Raw genomic sequence first — 16,919 nt, 5'->3', positions numbered from 1 at the left:
GTTACGCGGACTTCTGCGCTACGAGCTCGATCTCCACCAGCATTTCCGGGTCAAGGAACGGCAGGACGTGCACCAGGGCCAGCGTCGGACGGATCTCGCCGAAGACCTCACCGTGCGCACGGCCAGCATCTTCCCATTTGCTGATGTCCGTCAGATACAGCTTGGACTGCACGACGTCCTGGTAGGAGAAACCGGCTTCCTCCAGGACAGCGCCGAGCTTCTCAAGGATGTACTTGGTCTGCGAGTAGAAGTCGTCGCCAACAATGCCATCAGGGCCGGAAGCAGCCGTGGCAGAAATGAAGAGGGTGTTGTCCACCTGGACTGCGCGGGAGTAGCCAAGGGTCTGTTCCCAGACCGAACCCGTGCCGAATGTCTTGCGCATGCCGCGCCTTTCCTGTCGCTTTCGCACGGTCCGGTGACCGGCGTTTACGAAGGAAACTTTATTGCTGCTGGAGCTCCAGCCTGTAAACGAACAGCTTTATGTCGGTGCCCGGGACAAACCAGTCGCGTTCCGGGGCACGGTCAAAGCCGGTCCGTGCGTAGAGCGCGTTGGCGCTTTCCCACGTCGCACCTGTTGTAAGGGACACCGCCTTGATGCCGTCCATGGCCTGCGCCTGGTCGACGACGGCCTGCACCAAGGCGCGCCCGGCACCTGAGCGCTGGACTGCCGGGTCCACCACGAGAGTCCGCAATTCCAGTTCGTCTTCCAAACCGATATCGGAAAAGCCACCGCCGGCGGGGGCTGCCGTCACGGATCCGATGACCTCGCCGTTGCGTTCGGCCACCAGGATTTCCGCGTGCTCTGCGCGTCCGGCCACGTCCTGGAGTTTCTGCAGGTACGGGTGGTCGGCGTCGCCGTAGTACCCCGCAGTGACGTACGAGTCCTGTGTGATGCGGGCAACGGCGTCGTAGTCTTCGGGCAGGGCGGGACGGACAGTAATCGGCGAATGCACCTACCAATGCTAGTAGTGCCGGAGGTGCCCACCGTGCGAAACGGCCCTTTCCGTGACCGAACTATCAGTCTCAAACGGATCGAACGACGCCGGACAGTCACGTCGCGTGGTTCGCGGAGGGCCCTTGGGAGCTGCTTTTGTGTTGCGTCACGTGGCGCCCAATTGAGTCCCATTGCGCGGCATGAACCCCGGTTTCGTGCTGTTGCGGCCACGTGTCGAAGCACTGGCGTGGGGCAGTCGGGGCGTGCTTGAGTTGCCACACGGCAACCAACAGCCCACTTTTGGATACTTCGGAAAACCCGAACAACGGAAATACAGAACAGGAGGAACGATGCCTCAGGCCCACTTCGGCGCGACGCAGGCTCGAACCTGCTGTCCCCCTTGCCTTCAGAACCCAGCGACCTGCACCGCTGCTGCCCGTTAGACGCCCTCGGCTCCGGACTGCGGCGACCCTCCCGCACCTGAAAGGCTTTACATGTCATCCGCGTCCCCCCGCGTCCAAAACCCCTTCACGCCCCCTCCAAATCTCCTTGCCGCACCCAACCGGCGCCAAGTCCTCGGTACGCTACTTGTGCTCCCGGCGCTCGGCCTGCTCACCGCTTGCGGCGGAGCAGCCACTACCGGCGGAGCAGCGACTGCCGGCGGCGACGCCACGCAGGCTGCCCAAGTGACAGCGCCGCTGGCAACCAGTGTCCCGGAAGGCACCACGCTCGTCGTCGGCGACCCCACGGTGCAGGTGGCGCTGGAGCTGTCCGGTCTGGACAAGAAGCTCAGCTTCCCCGTGAAGTTCGCCAACATTTCCGGCGGTCCTGCCACTACCGAAGCCTTCCGGGCCAACGCGCTCGATGTGGGCTCCGTTGCCGACATTCCCCCCATTCATGCCACCTGGACGGGATTGGATGTCCGCATCATCGCCAGCGTCTACCGCCAGGACGCCATCAACCACCCGCTCTACGAACTTGGTGTGGCACCCGGAGCCGGGATCACGGACCTCCAGGGCCTCCGAGGTAAAAGGATCGCCTACAGCCCAGGCCAGGCGCAGGGTGCCCTGGTGTTGCGGATCCTCGAAAAGGCCGGCCTCCAGCAGGGCGACGTGAAGCTCGTGGAGCTGCCCAGCACTGGCGACACCTACTCCACGGCCCTGTCCAGCAAGCAGGTTGACGCCGCACCGCTGGGAGGAGTTCAGATCAAGCGCTACCTGGCCAAGTACGGAGCCGACGGCGGAACGACGCTGCGGCACGGACTCCGGGACGACCCCGGTCACCTTTACTCCCCCGCAAAGGTACTGGACGATCCAGCCAAGGCTGCGGCACTGGCCGAATATGTCGAGCTCTGGGGACAAGCCCAGCGCTGGATCCAGGACCACCCCAAGGAATGGCTCGAGGGCTACTACGTCAAGAACCAGGGGCTCTCCGCTGAGGACGGCCAGTACCTGATCGATGCCGCCGGCCAGCGCGACCTCCCGACCTCGTGGACCGAGGCGATTGCCCGGCACCAGGAGACCATCGACCTGCTGGCCCGCGAACAAAAGAAACCGAAGCTGGACGCCGCCAAGCTCTATGACCTCCGTTTCGAGGCCATCGGCGGCACGGCGTACGCCGCCGCCGGGAAAGGGGCGTAAGCCGTGACGACAACTGCTGCCCGGCGTACACTCACCGTTCCCCCGCCACAAGGCGACGTCGGTACCCACCCGGGTGCCGCCGTCGCACCCCACCTCGACCCGGCACTCGCAGGAAGGCCGGATGTCCGGCCCACAAGCCGCCGGCTGGGACCTGGCCAGCGTCGCCGCTTTGCCGGTTTGGTGGGGCCCGGAGCACTGATCCTCCTATGGGTGGTTGCCTCTGCGACAGGTCTGTTGGACCCGCGCATCCTTTCCGAGCCATGGACCGTGGTGTCCACGGCCGGTGAACTGATCGCCGATGGGCGGCTGCAGGAGAACCTCGCGATCTCTGCCCAGCGCGCCGGTTTGGGGCTGTTCTTCGGCATCGTTGTGGGCGCCGTGCTTGCGGTCCTGTCCGGGCTGAGCCGCGTGGGCGAATCGCTGATCGATGGCCCTGTGCAGATCAAACGCGCCATCCCTGGACTGGCCCTGATCCCCTTGCTCATCCTCTGGTTCGGCATCGACGAAACCATGAAGGTACTCACCATCACGCTGGGTGTGTTCGTCCCGATCTACCTGCAAACCCACGCCGGGCTGCGGGGCATCGATCTCCGCTACGTCGAGTTGGCACAAACTGTCGGGCTGAGCCGGGCCGGGTTCATCCGTCGCGTGGTGCTGCCCGGGGCGTTGCCGGGGTTCTTCCTGGGCCTCCGCTTCGCCGTCACCGGCGCCTGGGTCTCCTTGGTGGTGGTGGAACAGATCAATTCCACCAGCGGCATCGGCTACATGATGGAGCTCGCCCGCACCTACGGCCAAACCAACATCATCGTCCTGGGCCTGGCCGTCTATGGCGTCCTGGGTTTGCTCTCCGATGCAGCCGTCCGGCTCCTGGAACGAAAGGCATTGTCATGGCAACAAACATTGGCAAGTTAAAGACTGCGCGCCCCTCTTACGAAGTCTCCGTCCGCAACCTGATCCGGAGCTTCGGACCCAAAGGCGTCCTCAACGGCGTTGACCTCGACATAGCGCCGGGTGAGTTCGTGGCCCTCCTCGGCCCGAGCGGCTGCGGCAAGAGCACGCTGCTGCGCGCGCTGGCGGGCTTGGATCGCGATGTCCGCGGCAGCGGTGTGGTGAACGTTCCGGAGCAAGTTTCGGTAGTGTTCCAGGACTCCCGGCTACTACCGTGGGACACCGTCCTGGGCAACGTCATCTTGGGTCTGCGGGACCACGACGCCGATGCCCGCGGCCGCCGCGCACTCGCCGAAGTAGGACTCGCCGGTCGCGAAAAGGCCTGGCCGCACGAGCTCTCCGGCGGGGAGCAACAGCGCGTCGCTTTGGCGAGGTCGCTGGTTCGTGAGCCCCGACTGCTCCTGGCCGACGAACCCTTCGGTGCGCTCGACGCCCTCACGCGGCTGAAAATGCATGACCTGCTGAAGGACCTCGTTGCCGCGCACCGCCCCGCAGTCCTGCTCGTGACCCACGACGTCGACGAGGCCATCACCCTGGCCGACCGCGTCATTGTCCTCCAAGACGGCCGCGTCGCTCTGGAACGCGAGGCCGGATCCGCCGTCGACCATTCATCGCTGAGGGGCGAACTGCTCGCTGCCCTTGGCGTCCAAGCTGCTGCCTGACCCCGTCTATTTCGAATCAAGGAGACACCCATGTCTGAACCACAGCGCCACCTCCACCTCAACGCCTTCCTCATGAGCACAGGCCACCACGAAGCTTCGTGGCGGCTGCCCGAAAGCGACCCTCTGTCCTCTACCAAGGTGGAGCACTACCAGCACCTGGCCCGCACCGCTGAACGCGGAAAACTCGACTCCATCTTCTTCGCGGACTCCCCTGTGCTGTTCGGCGAAGTGGGCCGTCGCCCTGCCGGCAAGCTGGAACCCACGGTGCTGCTGACCGCAATCGCCGCGGCGACGCAGAAGATCGGCCTGATCGCCACGGCCTCCACCACCTACAACGACCCCTTCAACCTGGCACGCCGCTTCGCGTCGGTGGACTGGGTCAGTGGCGGCCGCGCCGGCTGGAACGTGGTCACGACGGCGGGACCGGACGCCGCACGGAACTTCGGCGTCGATGACCAGCCCGCACACGCTGTCCGCTACGAGCGGGCCGCCGAGTTCATCGAGGTCGCCCAGAAACTCTGGGACAGCTGGGAAGACGACGCCGTGCTGGCCGACAAAGCGGAGGGAGTGTGGGGCGATGACAGCAAGATCCGGGCAATTGAGCACGCGGGCAAGCACTTCCGTGTGCGCGGTCCCCTCAATGTTCCCCGTTCACCCCAAGGCCACCCGCTGATCGTCCAGGCCGGGTCTTCCGAGGACGGCAAGAAGTTGGCTGCCCAGTACGCTGAAGCGGTCTTCACGGCGCATCAGACCTTGGCCGACGCGCAGGCGTTCTATGCGGACCTGAAGGCACGCACCGCGGCGGTCGGACGTGACCCGGAGGGCATCAAGATCCTGCCGGGCATCGTCCCGGTGATCGGTTCCACCGAAGCCGAAGCCCTGCAGCTGGAGCGCGAACTCGATGAACTGATCAAGCCGGAATACGCCCGGGAGCAACTGGCCAAGACCTTGCGACTCTCACCCGAGGACCTTCCGCTGGACCGCCAACTGCCTGCGGACTTGCCCTCCGAGGATGACATTGAGGGCGCCAAGAGCCGCTACACGCTGATCGTGGAATTGGCCCGCCGCGAGCAGCTCACGGTTCGGCAGCTGATCGGCCGCCTGGGCGGCGGACGTGGCCACCGCACCTTCTCGGGAACGCCAGAGCAGGTTGCCGACGCCATCCAGGATTGGTTCTTTGCCGGCGCAGCCGATGGCTTCAACATCATGCCGCCGGTCCTCCCCTCCGGGTTGGAGATCTTCGTGGATCAGGTGGTGCCGATCCTGCAACAGCGTGGACTGTTCCGCACCGACTACACGGCGACCACACTGCGTGGGCACTATGGACTGGCCCGTCCTGAGAACCGTTTTGCCGGTTCCGGGCGACAGCAGCTCACGTCCATCGGATCGGCGTTCTGATGACGGAATACCGGCCACTGGGGCGTACCGGGGTCAAGGTCAGCCAGCTGACGTTGGGGACCATGATGTTCGGGGCCATCGGAAATCCTGACCACGATGACAGCATCCGCATCATCCACCGGGCATTGGATGCCGGCATCAACCTGGTAGACACAGCCGACGTGTACTCCCAGGGCGAGTCCGAGGAGATCGTGGGCAAAGCCCTCAAGGGGCGGCGCGACCAGGTGATCCTGGCGACCAAAGTCCACGGGCGCCTCGGCGACGACGTGAACCAGGCCGGCAATTCGCGCCGCTGGATCATCCGCGAAGTCGAGGACAGCCTGCGCCGCCTCCAAACGGACTGGATCGACCTCTACCAAGTGCACCGGCCTGATCCCGACACCGACATCGACGAGACACTCGGCGCCCTCAGCGACCTCGTGGCACAGGGCAAGATCCGCTACATCGGAACGTCCACGTTCTTGCCGGGGCAGATCGTCGAGGCGCAGTATGTGGCACGCGAACGTCACCGCGAGCGGCCGGTTACAGAGCAGCCACCCTACTCGATCCTGGCCCGTGGCGCTGAGCGCGAGGTGCTGCCGCTGGCGCAGCAGCACGGACTCGGGATCCTGCCATGGAGCCCGCTGGCAGGGGGCTGGTTGTCCGGTCGGATCAAGGCCGACGGCGGTCACCTTCCGTCGAGCCGCGCCGGACGTCAACCGGCACGGCATGATCCGAACCTGCCTGAAAACGCTGTCAAGACCACGGCCGTTCTCGAGTTGACGGAGCTGGCCGAGCAGGCGGGTTTGTCATTGATCCATCTCGCCCTGGCCTTCGTGCTGGAACACCCGGCGGTAACCTCGGCGATCATTGGTCCGCGCACCCTGGAACACCTTGAAGCAGCGCTCGGGGCGGACAAGCTCACCCTGTCCCACGATGTGCTGGACAGGATCGACGAGATCGTCCCGCCTGGCACAACCCTTAACACCGCTGACGCGGGGTATGAGCCGGCATGGCTGACCGAGCCGGGTCGCCGTCGTCGTTCCTTGCGGTAGGCGCCGTCAGCGTTTGGGCCAGCTCCACAACGGCCCCTCAAGGGACCCCAGGCCCTTGATCTTGGTCTCGCCGAGGTCTTTGTAGAGTTCGTGCTCGTGGACGGCGTCGCTTGTGCGGAGGGCCTTCAGGAGCGCCTCGGAGTGGGTCACCACGATCATCTGGCTGTTGGCACTCGCCTGGACAATCAGTCCGGCGAGTGCCGGCATCAAGTCCACGTGCAGGCTTGTCTCCGGTTCGTTGAGGACCATCAATTCCGGCGGCCGCGGAGTGAGCAGCGCTGCCGTCAACAGGAGGAAACGCAGTGTCCCATCCGAGAGTTCGCCTGCTTTCATGGGCCTCAGCATGCCCGGTTGGCTCAGCTCCACGCTGAAGCGGCCATCGTTGACGGCGATCTCCAGTCGGCTTCCGGTGAAAGCATGGTCGACGGCGGCATCCAACTGCCGTTCGAAGCCCACCTCCCGGAGCGTCTGCAGGGCTGCCGCCAAGTCTTTGCCGCTGTGATGCAGCACAGGCGTCCGCGTGCCGAGCTGCGCCTGCCGCGCAGGGGCCTCGGCATCAGTGCGGAAATGGTCGTAAAACCGCCATGACCGCACGGAGTCCCTGACGCGCAGTACCTCGGGAGCCCTGTCCTGGTCCGAGACCTCGGTCAGCATGCTCTGAAACGTGTCCAACCTCCGGGAGAGTTCGGTCCATTCGCCGTCCTGCCCCCGCAGCTTGGCATGGCTGCCGTTTCGATCCACCAACAGGGAGCCCGGCCGCGCTACCGGGCCGGCGAAGATCTGTTCCCGTTTGATTTCCGGATCGAGGTTGAACGCGGAGGGACGCGGCCGACCGGTTTCTTGGTCGAGTCCTGCGCCGCCGGCCACGGGCATGCCGAGGTCCACCAGATAGCCGAAGTCATCACCGGAATATCCCAGCTTCAGGTTGACGGAGTCCTTGCGGACCGTTCCCTGAACCGCTGCCTCGCCGCGACGCATGGCCTTGCTGATGGACTCGGGACCCGCCCAAAGGGTGGAGGAAAGCCCGCCATCCCGTGCGAGGGATCCCACCACATTCCCGGAGTCCCCGCCAGCACACTCAGCCAAGAGCCGGAGCGCCCGGTACAGCGAAGACTTGCCGCTCCCGTTGGCGCCGGTTACGACATCCAGCCCGTGCAGCTCCATGGTCAGGTCGCGGATGGAGCGGTAGTTGGCAATCGCCAGCGTCCGGATCATTCGTCAACCGCACCTAGCTCATAGCGGGAATTTGCCGGACAATTCCAAGGCACCCGCACACGTCCAGGCCGCCAGACGGTCATCGGCACTCGGCCCGCCATGCAGCGGGCTTTCCAGTCGTGGCCTGCGAACCCAGCACCCTGCTTCTTCGGCGATGAGGGCACCCGCGGAGAAGTCGTGCTCGTTGAGGCCCCTCTCTCCGAAAGCATCGTAGGTGCCATCGGCAACGAGGCAGAGGTCCAAGGCCGCGGAACCGAGCCTGCGAACGTCTGCGAAACCGTCCATGAGGCTTGCGAGCCCCTCAGCCTGGCTGGCCCGGGTGGAGGGGTCGTAACTGAAACCCGTTGCCAGAATCAGACCTTGGCGGCCTTGGACAGGTCCGGACAACCGGGTGGTCTTCCCGGCTTCCTCCAGCCAAGCACCGTGGCCACGCGCTGCTGAGTAGATGCGGCCCAGCGCCGGCGCGTGGACGACGCCAGCCAGCCACACGCCGTCGGCGTCGGACACCGCCACCGATGTGGCGTAGTAGACGATGTTGCGGATGAAGTTGGTGGTGCCGTCCAAGGGGTCGATGGACCAGCGGTAGCCCGTGGGCTGCTTGGGGCGGGTGGTGCCGTGCTCCTCCCCCGTGATGACGTCGTTCGGCCGGTCCGATGTGATCGCTTCCCGGACGGCATTCTCTGCAGCGACATCAAAGGCCGTGACCCAGTCACCGGCCTCGCCCTTGTTGACGATTCCGAGGTCTTCGCCGCCGGTCCCGCCCGTGGACCGTTTGGACAGCACAGTGGCACCGGCTGCTGCCGCGCGCTTCGCTACGGCCAACAGCTCCAAGGCGTCCGTCATTCCGCTGCTGCTTCCGCCGCTGCAGCGGGTACTTGTTCTGTGTCGTCACCGGATTCGGCTGCGTCCCCGGACTTCGCCGGGCCATTGGCCAGGAGCTCACGGAAGCCGTCCTCGTCCAGCACCGGCACGCCGAGCTGCTCGGCCTTGTCCAACTTGGAGCCGGCGCTTTCCCCAGCCACCAGATAGCTGGTGTTCTTGGACACCGAACCAGCAGCCTTGCCGCCACGAATGATGATGGCCTCCTTGGCCTCGTCCCTGCTCAAAGTGGGCAGGGTGCCGGTGACCACAATGGTGAGGCCTTCCAAGGTCCGTTGGACGGACGCGTCGCGTTCGTCCGCCATCCGCACACCGGCATCCGCCCAGCTGTCCACAATCTCGTTGTGCCAATCCACCGCAAACCACTCCTTGAGGGCAGCCGCAATGGTGGGACCTACGCCATCAACGTGGGCCAGCTGCTCCTCCGTGGCGGCACGGATGGCGTCCATGCTGCCGAAGGCCGTGGCCAGCGCGCGGGAGGCCGTCGGGCCAACGTGTCGGATGGAAAGGGCCACCAGCACCCGCCACAGCGGCTGCTTCTTGGCCTTCTCCAGTTCCGCGAACAGTTTCTCCGTGGTGGCTGTTGGCTTGGATGGAGTCTTGGCTGTGGCCTTGGTGTAGAAGTACGGGACGAGCTCGAACGTCCCAGTGCCAACGCCCTTGCTGCGCTTCTCCCGGCGGATCATCACGTCCGCCAGGTCCTCGCGGGTCAGGCTGAACAACGCAGCTTCACTGGTCAGCGGCGGTGTCTCCGGCTCTGATGGCTGCGTCAGCGCAATGGCGGCTTCCCAGCCCAAGGCCTCGATATCGAAGGCACCTCGGCTGGCAACGTGGAAAACACGCTCGCGCAGCTGGGAGGGGCACGACCGGGCGTTGGGGCAGCGGATGTCCACGTCGCTTTCCTTGGCGGGAGCCAACGGGGTCCCGCACGACGGGCATTCCGTGGGCATGATGAACTCGCGCACCGGAGGTTCCTGCTTGTCACGCAAGGCCAACACCGGCCCCACGATTTCCGGGATCACGTCACCGGCCTTCCGCAGGACCACGATGTCGCCGATCATGACGCCCTTGGCTTTGACCACATCCTGGTTGTGCAGCGTGGCCATTTCCACGGTGGACCCGGCAACCTTGACGGGCACCATGACACCGTAAGGTGTCACACGCCCCGTGCGGCCCACGTTCACCTGGATGTCCAGCAGCTTGGTGTGTACCTCTTCCGGCGGGTACTTGTAGGCGGCAGCCCATCGGGGGACCCGCGACGTGTAGCCGAGGGCGCGCTGCGTCGCGAAGTCATCGATCTTGACCACAATGCCATCGATCTCGTGCAGGAGCCCGTGGCGGTGCTCACCAAAGTAGGCAATGAATTCCAGGACGCCTTCAAAGGAATCGAGGACCTTCAGGTACGGGCTGACGGGAAGGCCCCACTCTTGCAGGAGCTTGTACGTCTCCGATTGGCTCCGCGCTTCCAGACCCTCGCGGGCGCCGATGCCGTGGACGAACATGCTCAAGGGACGCTTGGCGGTCTCGGCCGGGTCCTTCTGCCGGAGCGAGCCCGCAGCAGCGTTGCGCGGGTTGGCCAGCGGCGCCTTGCCCGCGGCTACCAGAGTCTCGTTGAACGCGATGAAGGCCTCTGACGGGATGAAAACCTCACCACGGATCTCTACCTCCGACGGGTAGCCCGAACCGCTGAGTTCGCGCGGGATTTCCTTGATGGTGAGTACGTTGTGGGTGATGTCCTCACCGGTGGTGCCGTCTCCACGGGTGGCAGCGCGGACCAGTTTGCCGTCCCGGTAAAGGAGGTTGACCGCCAGGCCGTCGATCTTAAGTTCAGTCAGCCAGGAAATGCCGGGAACGCTGGCGCCGAGCTTGGCCACGGAGGCCTCGGCCTTGCGAACCCAGGCTTCAAGCTCGTCCAGCGAAAAGACGTCCTCGAGGCTGTACATGCGCTGCAAGTGCTCCACCGCGGCAAACGCCGCGGAGACCTCGCCGCCGACTTCCTGGGTGGGCGAGTCGTTGGAGACGAGTTCCGGGTGCAGCGCTTCGAGTTCCTCGAGCCGCCGGTACAGTTCATCGAACTCGGCGTCCGAGACCGTGGGAGAGTCTTCCTGGTAATACGCGTAGCGGTACTTGCGCACCAAATCAGCCAGGTTCTCATACTCATCCCGCAGGCTCTCCGACGGCGGGGTCCCCTCTTGGGCCTCGACGACGGCAGCCGCGTCTTCCACTGTGGTTTCTACCGGATCTGCAGTTTCTGGTGTGCTCACAGGTCTATCTTGCCGCACCCGACTGACATTTTGCGGGCCGCTAGTGGGAGGACAGCCGGTTCCGGCTCCACAATGCGAAGGCCAGCCCGCCAAGGCCCACCACCAGCACGCCACCGCACAGGGCGAACAAGCCGAGCATATTGGGGCCGTCCCCTGAAGTGGAGGCAAGGACCGCTGCCTGTGTTGCCTGCTTCTTGTCGATCGGAGTATCCCAGTTGGAGGACTTGGACGGGCCCGGGCTCGCTGTGCTCGGTGTAACGGAGGGAGAGGTCGACGGCGATGCGGATGGGGTTGCCGATGTCGCCTCCGCGGACGGTGACTCAACCGTCGTCGTCTGCGGCACCACCGTGACAGGAGCCTGGCTCACCACGGGTCGCGGTGCCACCGCGGTAGGGGCAGGTGCTACCTGGGTCTCCCGGACGCGGGTTGGTTCCGGTTTGGGCGACGGCTGCGTCTTGTCTGCTTCGGGCGCCAACGAAGGCTGCGTTGGTTCCGGCTCAGCCGGAATGGGAGCGCACGTAGTGTTTTCCGGCGCGCACGGTGCAGCATGAACGGCAGTCGCCGGCAGGACCAACAGCCCGGCGGCCAGCATTGCGCCACCGAGCGCTGTGATGCAGGAACGGCGGAGGGCAACCGGCAAAGCGGCAGGGACAACGGAATATCGCATAAAGGTAACCTCGGCTGGGACGTTGGGGCGTGAGCCGTCAGGACTTGCGGTGTTTCCGGAATCTTCCTACAGCCGGGCGCCCTCCCGCAAATCCTAGCTTCGGTTTTCCGGAGGCATGGCGATCTGGAGCTTGCGCACCTTGCCCCGTCCCACGATGTATCCGCGGCCCGGGATGAACTCGTTGCTGACACGGCCCAGGGACGTGTTGAGCAGGCTGTCGCCTTCCACATCGCCCGGGTTGATCAGGAGTCCCCGACGTCCGGACTTGAACGGTTGGGCCAGGGACCAGGCCTGTGACCAGGTGGACGTTTCCGACTCGCCAACCACCCACTGGTCGGCCTTGATCGATGCCGTAACCAACCGCCCGATCCCGGACTCGGCCAAGGTATCGGTAAATTCAGTGAGGCCCTCGATGAAGATCGCCAGGGTGCCAGGGTTGTCTGTGGACTTGTCCACGAGGTCGTCCACGGCGTCCGAGACATCATCCGGGCCCACCAGGGACCGGCTCCATATCTTCAGCGATGCCACGGCTGACCGCCGGGAGCCGATGTATATGAGTTCGGTCCGGGGGTTGGAGCGTCGCAAGGCGTAAGCCAGGGTGACCAGAGCGACCGTTCGTCCAGCACCGGGTGGGCCTGCCACCAGGAGCGGGCCCTTGGCCAAAATCGCCGCGGAGCCGAGCGTCTCGTCGTCCACACCGATCACAGGGTTGTCCCCAGCGCCCGTGGGGAGGATGTCCAGGTCCACGAGTTCCGGGAGTCGCTGGATCTGCGGGGCCTGCTCGAGTCCCTGCCGCACCATCGCCTGGCTGAGCTTGGCCACTTCACGGGCCTGCAAAGCGAGGTTGGAGTTGCCACCCAGGACGGCCAGTTGGACTTCGAGTCCGTCCAGCAGTCCGCGGCCGGGAGGTGAGGACGCATTGAGTACGTCTTTGGGAACGTCCAGCGTCATGTAGTCGTCTTCGGAGCTGAGTCGCAGCACCAGTCGCTTCTGGATGGAAGCCAGCAACGACGCCGGAACAGAGTTTGTGCGGTCGCCGCTGACTACCAGGTGGATGCCCAGGGGACGGCCATCCGTGGCAAGCTGCAGGAAGATGTCCCAGAGAGCGGACAGCTTGCTGTATTCGTATCCTTCGCGGAAAGCCGACATGCCGTCCACAAGGATGAAGATGCGCTTCTCGTCGGGACGGTTGGCCAACTGGCGGTATTCCACAATCGTGGATGCCCTGACCTCGGCGAACCGTGCGGCGCGGTCGTCAGCCACGTCCTTGAGCCAGCGCAGCAAGCGGCCCACCCGTTCGACGTCGTCGCCGTTGATGATTTCGCCGACGTGCGGGAGTCCGTCGAGCATTTTCAGACCCGACGAGCCGCAGTCGATGCCGTAGACGTGGACGGGGCCACCACGCGGCGTCACGGCCGCGGCAATCGCGATGCCACGCAGTGCCGCCGATTTCCCCGATCCGCCCGTTCCATAGACGGCCATGTTGCCGTCCTTGTCCGGCTCATAGAACACCGTGGGCTGGTCCTGGTGTGCGGGATCGTCAGCCACACCCAGCAGCAGCCGCTCGTCCGTCCGCGGGTTGGGCAGCTTCGAGAAATCGTAGGTGGTGGCGAGTTCGTTGAGCCACGGTTTGCGTGGCGGCTTGATGGCCAGGACGTCCGCGGCCCGGATGATGTTGCCGGTCATGCGCGAAATGTCGTTGGGACCGGCCGGGTCCTCTTCAACCGCTGCCACGGGCGGGGGTTCCCACGCAGGTCCGGATCCGAAGGCCATCTCCACGATGTCGATGCGGGGACGCTGCGGCTTGTCGGTGGTCCATCCACCCGCATAACCGGTTTGGAAGCCCTGAATGCGTCCCGGTCCGGTTTTCGCGGCACCGCGTCCGGGAATGGAGGGGTCGAAGTAGGCCGCCGTCGGGACACCAAGGATATCCACCGCGTCCACTTCATCGGCCATGCGCAAAGCGACACGGAGGTTGGTGTTGGCGCGCAGGTTGTCCTTGATCACGCCTGCGGGACGCTGGGTGGCCAGGATCAGGTGCAGTCCGAGCGAACGTCCACGGGCGGCAACGTCCACCACACCGTCGACGAACTCGGGGACCTCGGTGGCCAGCGCCGCGAACTCGTCCACGATGATGATGAGGTAGGGAGGAGCCTCAGGATCGGCCTCGCGCTGGAGTGCCAGCAGGTCCTTGGCTTTCTTCCGGTTCAGGAGCCGTTCACGGTAATGCAGCTCAGCGCGCAGCGACGTCAGTGCACGGCGTACGAGGTGCGGCGACAGGTCCGTCACCAAGCCCACAGTGTGCGGCAAGTGCAGGCAGTCGGCAAAGGCCGCGCCACCTTTGTAGTCCACGAACAGGAAACTCACCCGGTCCGGACTGTACGCGGCCGCCATGCCCATCACCCAGGACTGCAGGAACTCGGACTTACCGGCACCGGTGGTGCCACCCACCAGGGCGTGGGGTCCTTCGTTCTTAAGGTCAAGGTAGAAAGGCTCGACGCCCTTGGAGCCCACCAGAGCCCGGAGGCTGCCGTTGTCCTTGCGGTTGGGTACTGCAGTGGCGTGGACGGAATTGTTCTCCTGCCAGCGCTCGGCCACCGCTTGGGGGTTGTCCATGAGTTCCTTGCCGATCAACGTGGCATAGGAAACGGCCCGCGGGAGGTCCGAATCGTCGTCCAGCGGGTTTCCGACATCCACCAGCGGAGACATCATGCGGGCCAACTGGGTTGCCAGTCCGGCGTCGAGGCTTTCGCAGCTCACCGGGTAGGTGTGCCGGCCGAGGCGGACCTGGCCGGTGGTGGTGCCATGATCGCCGTCCACCGAAAGGAAGTCGCGGCACGCTGCCGGGAGCGACTGCACGTTGGCGGCCACCCACATGACGTGGACGCCGAAGTCCGGGCCTCGTTCAACAAGGCGCGTGAGCCGGCCACGGTCAACCGGAGCGTCGTCTTCAACCACCACCAGCACCGCGGGGACCAGGGGGCCGGGGATCTCTTCCCGATCATCCTTCAGGCCCGGGCGTGGTTGCTGGCCTGGTTCTTTGGCCTGTACTTCCCTCTGCTCCACGAGGTCTTCCAAGCGGGACAACAGGGAGGCCCCGGCGCCGGGTCCGGCGGCAAGGTGATCGCCTGCGAGCGGGCTGTGGCCGGAACCCACGTGGGGCAGCCACTGCAGCCAGTCCCACCGTTCCCGGGAACGGGCCGAGGTTAGTGCCGTGAGCACCACTTCCGCGGGTGAATGCAGGCCCACTAGTTGCAGCACCATGCCGCGGGCGACGTCGTCCACCACGCTGCGGTCACCAGCGATGCCAAACGAGCCCGAGAGGCGAAGCTGGGACACGATCGGCACACCGTCAATGACGCGCACCTGTTCCAGGCAGTCCTGGATTTCCTTCATGTACTGAGGTTCGGTTTCGTTGGCACTGGGCTCGTCGAAGTCAATGCGCGACGGCGCTGTTCCGAGTCCGAAGCGAACCCCCAGGAAGTGGTGGTGTTCGGGCCGGTTGGTCCAGAGGAGGGGACCCAGTTTGTAGATGGCGTCAACAGTGTCGCTGACCGACGGCGCTTCCTGCAGGCGCACGGCGCGCTCGATGTTCTGCTGCCGGTCGATGTCCTCACGGAACGCCAGCATGGAGGCTTTGAACTGCTTGTGCCCCTCCTTGGCCTGCCTCTTGCTCTGCATCTTGTGGTCCACGTAGTGGCCGATGATGAACAGCGGCATCATGGCCATGAAAATCACCGAGAGCAGGTTTTGCGTCAGCGCGAACAGGACGCCACCCATGAGCAGCGGAGCTACCAGCATGATGTAGGGGAACGGCTGGTGTTCGGGGCGTTTGGGGCCCGCCGGCGGTACGCGTTTTGGTGATTCGAAGCGTGGCACCACGCGCGGCGACCTGTTGAAATCGACCAGCGGCGACGAAGGCCCGCCGCCGTGGTTCCGGGACAGCGCCACCACGCCCACAGTGGTCTCGCCAAGGGTGACAGTATCCGAGGAATCCAGCGTTGCCCGGGTGACCGGGAGGCCGTCCATCAGGAGCCCGTTGGCAGAGTTCGTGTCCACGATCTCCACGGTTTCACCGACTGTTACACGCGCATGGCGCTTGGACGTCATCGGGTCCGCGAGGCGGATGTCGGCGTCCCGGTCCCGTCCGATGTAGCTGGTGCCGAACGGCAGCGAAAACTCGCGTCCGACGTCGGGCCCTGCCATGACCCGCAACGTCGCCGCCGCCGGTCCCCGGTTGTGGCCATTCGAGCCGAAGTGCTCGCTTACCTGCGTGAGCGAAACCTTCGAGCCAGGCCGCAGTCCGGACTCCAGGAGATTGTCCGTGGGCTTGAGCACGTGGCCGGACAGCCCGCCGCCGACGAACGCTTCGTCCACGCTGATGGAAAGGTTCGACGGCGGTTCGGTCCCCTTCCGTGCGGGGTCCGCGGCCCACAGCTCCGTGGCAATGTCCGCCACAGTGGCGCGACCGTCAACAGTTACGGCAAGATCCTTGGCTTCTGCAGGATCCCGCCGCAGGGTCAGGCGGAATTTCATCCTTCGTCTGCTCCAGTCATGGTCTCAAGGAGGTGCAGGTCTGCCGGTGTCACCAGGTGCGACGTCACGGCGTGTTCCACCAGGCGGGCGCGCCGGTTGGTGGCGAGCTTGCCCGCTCCCCCACGCAGCCCAACCACTCCCACGCGGTCCAGTTTGTCGCACACGTTGTCCAGCTTCCGGTTGAAGCGCGTCAGGGCCCAGCCCAGCCGCTTCGCTGCCTCAGCAGAGGACGGAATGGAACTGAAGCCGGTGCCTTCGCGCCGCAGCATGGGCTCGGCAAGGGCAACGATCAATGCCTTCTGCGAATCGGTGAAAACCACCGGGCCGATAGTGGTGTCCCCTGCCGAGTCCTCGTCCCGCGCCTCGTGGCGGAACGACGGCGTCTTCAGGTGCACGGCGAACTCGTAGGTGGTGGGTCCGGCCGTGAAGATCACGTTGGTGTGGCTGAACACCAACGGAATCCTCGCGCCCGGGGCCAGCCACGCCTGCATGCCGCCCGATCCGTCGGCAATGGTAGCGGACAGCATGCTGCCGACGTTGCTGAGCCACCACATGCCGTCGTAGCGCGCAATCTGCAAGAACCGACGGTGCAGGTATGGGTTGTCATCGACTTCCAGGTCACCTTCGCGGCCAATATCGAAAACGTCTTCGTCGGACGGTTCGTACCACTCCCCACAGAAATCTATTGCTAGATCCCCCATGTTCTGTGCCTCCTCATTCGGCGGTGTGTAAGTTTCATGTG

General features: G+C 65.0%; 13 protein-coding genes. 5 read left to right on the top strand and 8 right to left on the bottom strand.

The features are described from left to right. Position 1: 1 nt before the first annotated feature. Together ACIQC5_RS06745 and ACIQC5_RS06740 are read right to left on the bottom strand one after the other, a co-directional pair. Positions 2–382, bottom strand: coding sequence for a RidA family protein (locus ACIQC5_RS06745; RefSeq protein ID WP_400279759.1), 381 nt, complete (start codon positions 380–382; stop codon positions 2–4). A gap of 58 nt (positions 383–440) precedes the next feature. Beyond that, complete coding sequence (locus ACIQC5_RS06740) at positions 441–953, bottom strand: GNAT family N-acetyltransferase (RefSeq protein ID WP_400279757.1); 513 nt, start codon at positions 951–953, stop codon at positions 441–443. Between the two features lie 475 nt (positions 954–1,428). Between ACIQC5_RS06740 and ACIQC5_RS06735 the strand changes: the two genes are divergently transcribed. The 5 genes from ACIQC5_RS06735 to ACIQC5_RS06715 are packed head-to-tail and all read left to right on the top strand — an operon-like array spanning position 1,429 to position 6,616. Beyond that, positions 1,429–2,574: an ABC transporter substrate-binding protein gene (locus tag ACIQC5_RS06735; RefSeq protein ID WP_400279755.1), complete on the top strand. Its 1,146-nt coding sequence runs from the start codon at positions 1,429–1,431 to the stop codon at positions 2,572–2,574. Between the two features lie 3 nt (positions 2,575–2,577). Next, positions 2,578–3,486 (top strand): ABC transporter permease, encoded by a 909-nt coding sequence (locus ACIQC5_RS06730; protein ID WP_400279753.1) that lies wholly within the window; start codon positions 2,578–2,580, stop codon positions 3,484–3,486. After that, complete coding sequence (locus ACIQC5_RS06725; protein WP_400279751.1) at positions 3,462–4,184, top strand: ABC transporter ATP-binding protein; 723 nt, start codon at positions 3,462–3,464, stop codon at positions 4,182–4,184. Before ACIQC5_RS06730 ends, ACIQC5_RS06725 begins: the two co-directional genes overlap by 25 nt. A 30-nt stretch (positions 4,185–4,214) precedes the next feature. Continuing rightward, positions 4,215–5,582: an LLM class flavin-dependent oxidoreductase gene (locus ACIQC5_RS06720; protein ID WP_400279749.1), complete on the top strand. Its 1,368-nt coding sequence runs from the start codon at positions 4,215–4,217 to the stop codon at positions 5,580–5,582. After that, a complete protein-coding gene (locus ACIQC5_RS06715; protein ID WP_400279747.1) occupies positions 5,582–6,616 on the top strand; it encodes an aldo/keto reductase in 1,035 nt (344 codons plus the stop codon). The genes ACIQC5_RS06720 and ACIQC5_RS06715 overlap by 1 nt, the downstream gene beginning before the upstream one ends. Before the next feature lie 6 nt (positions 6,617–6,622). Here ACIQC5_RS06715 and ACIQC5_RS06710 read toward each other — a convergent pair whose 3' ends face one another. From ACIQC5_RS06710 to ACIQC5_RS06685, 6 genes are all read right to left on the bottom strand, one after another. Then, the gene (locus tag ACIQC5_RS06710) at positions 6,623–7,831 is read right to left on the bottom strand and encodes an AAA family ATPase (protein WP_400279745.1); all 1,209 of its coding nucleotides are present in this window, start codon (positions 7,829–7,831) and stop codon (positions 6,623–6,625) included. A gap of 18 nt (positions 7,832–7,849) precedes the next feature. Continuing rightward, a complete protein-coding gene (locus ACIQC5_RS06705) occupies positions 7,850–8,674 on the bottom strand; it encodes an inositol monophosphatase family protein (protein ID WP_400279743.1) in 825 nt (274 codons plus the stop codon). Then, positions 8,671–10,974 carry an NAD-dependent DNA ligase LigA gene (gene ligA, locus ACIQC5_RS06700; protein WP_400279741.1) on the bottom strand — a complete coding sequence of 768 codons (2,304 nt, stop codon included), beginning with the start codon at positions 10,972–10,974 and terminating at the stop codon, positions 8,671–8,673. Before ligA ends, ACIQC5_RS06705 begins: the two co-directional genes overlap by 4 nt. A gap of 40 nt (positions 10,975–11,014) precedes the next feature. After that, the gene (locus ACIQC5_RS06695) at positions 11,015–11,641 is read right to left on the bottom strand and encodes a hypothetical protein (RefSeq protein WP_400279739.1); all 627 of its coding nucleotides are present in this window, start codon (positions 11,639–11,641) and stop codon (positions 11,015–11,017) included. Between the two features lie 93 nt (positions 11,642–11,734). Beyond that, the gene (locus ACIQC5_RS06690) at positions 11,735–16,177 is read right to left on the bottom strand and encodes an FtsK/SpoIIIE domain-containing protein (RefSeq protein ID WP_400279737.1); all 4,443 of its coding nucleotides are present in this window, start codon (positions 16,175–16,177) and stop codon (positions 11,735–11,737) included. Further along, positions 16,174–16,878: a hypothetical protein gene (locus ACIQC5_RS06685; protein WP_400279735.1), complete on the bottom strand. Its 705-nt coding sequence runs from the start codon at positions 16,876–16,878 to the stop codon at positions 16,174–16,176. Before ACIQC5_RS06685 ends, ACIQC5_RS06690 begins: the two co-directional genes overlap by 4 nt. Between the last annotated feature and the right edge of the window lie 41 nt (positions 16,879–16,919).

The organism is Paenarthrobacter sp. NPDC092416 (genome assembly GCF_044755025.1).
In the GTDB taxonomy this organism is placed as follows: domain Bacteria; phylum Actinomycetota; class Actinomycetes; order Actinomycetales; family Micrococcaceae; genus Arthrobacter.
The sequence above is the reverse complement of the archived record's forward strand: the minus strand, read 5'-3'. Positions and strand labels throughout refer to the sequence as shown.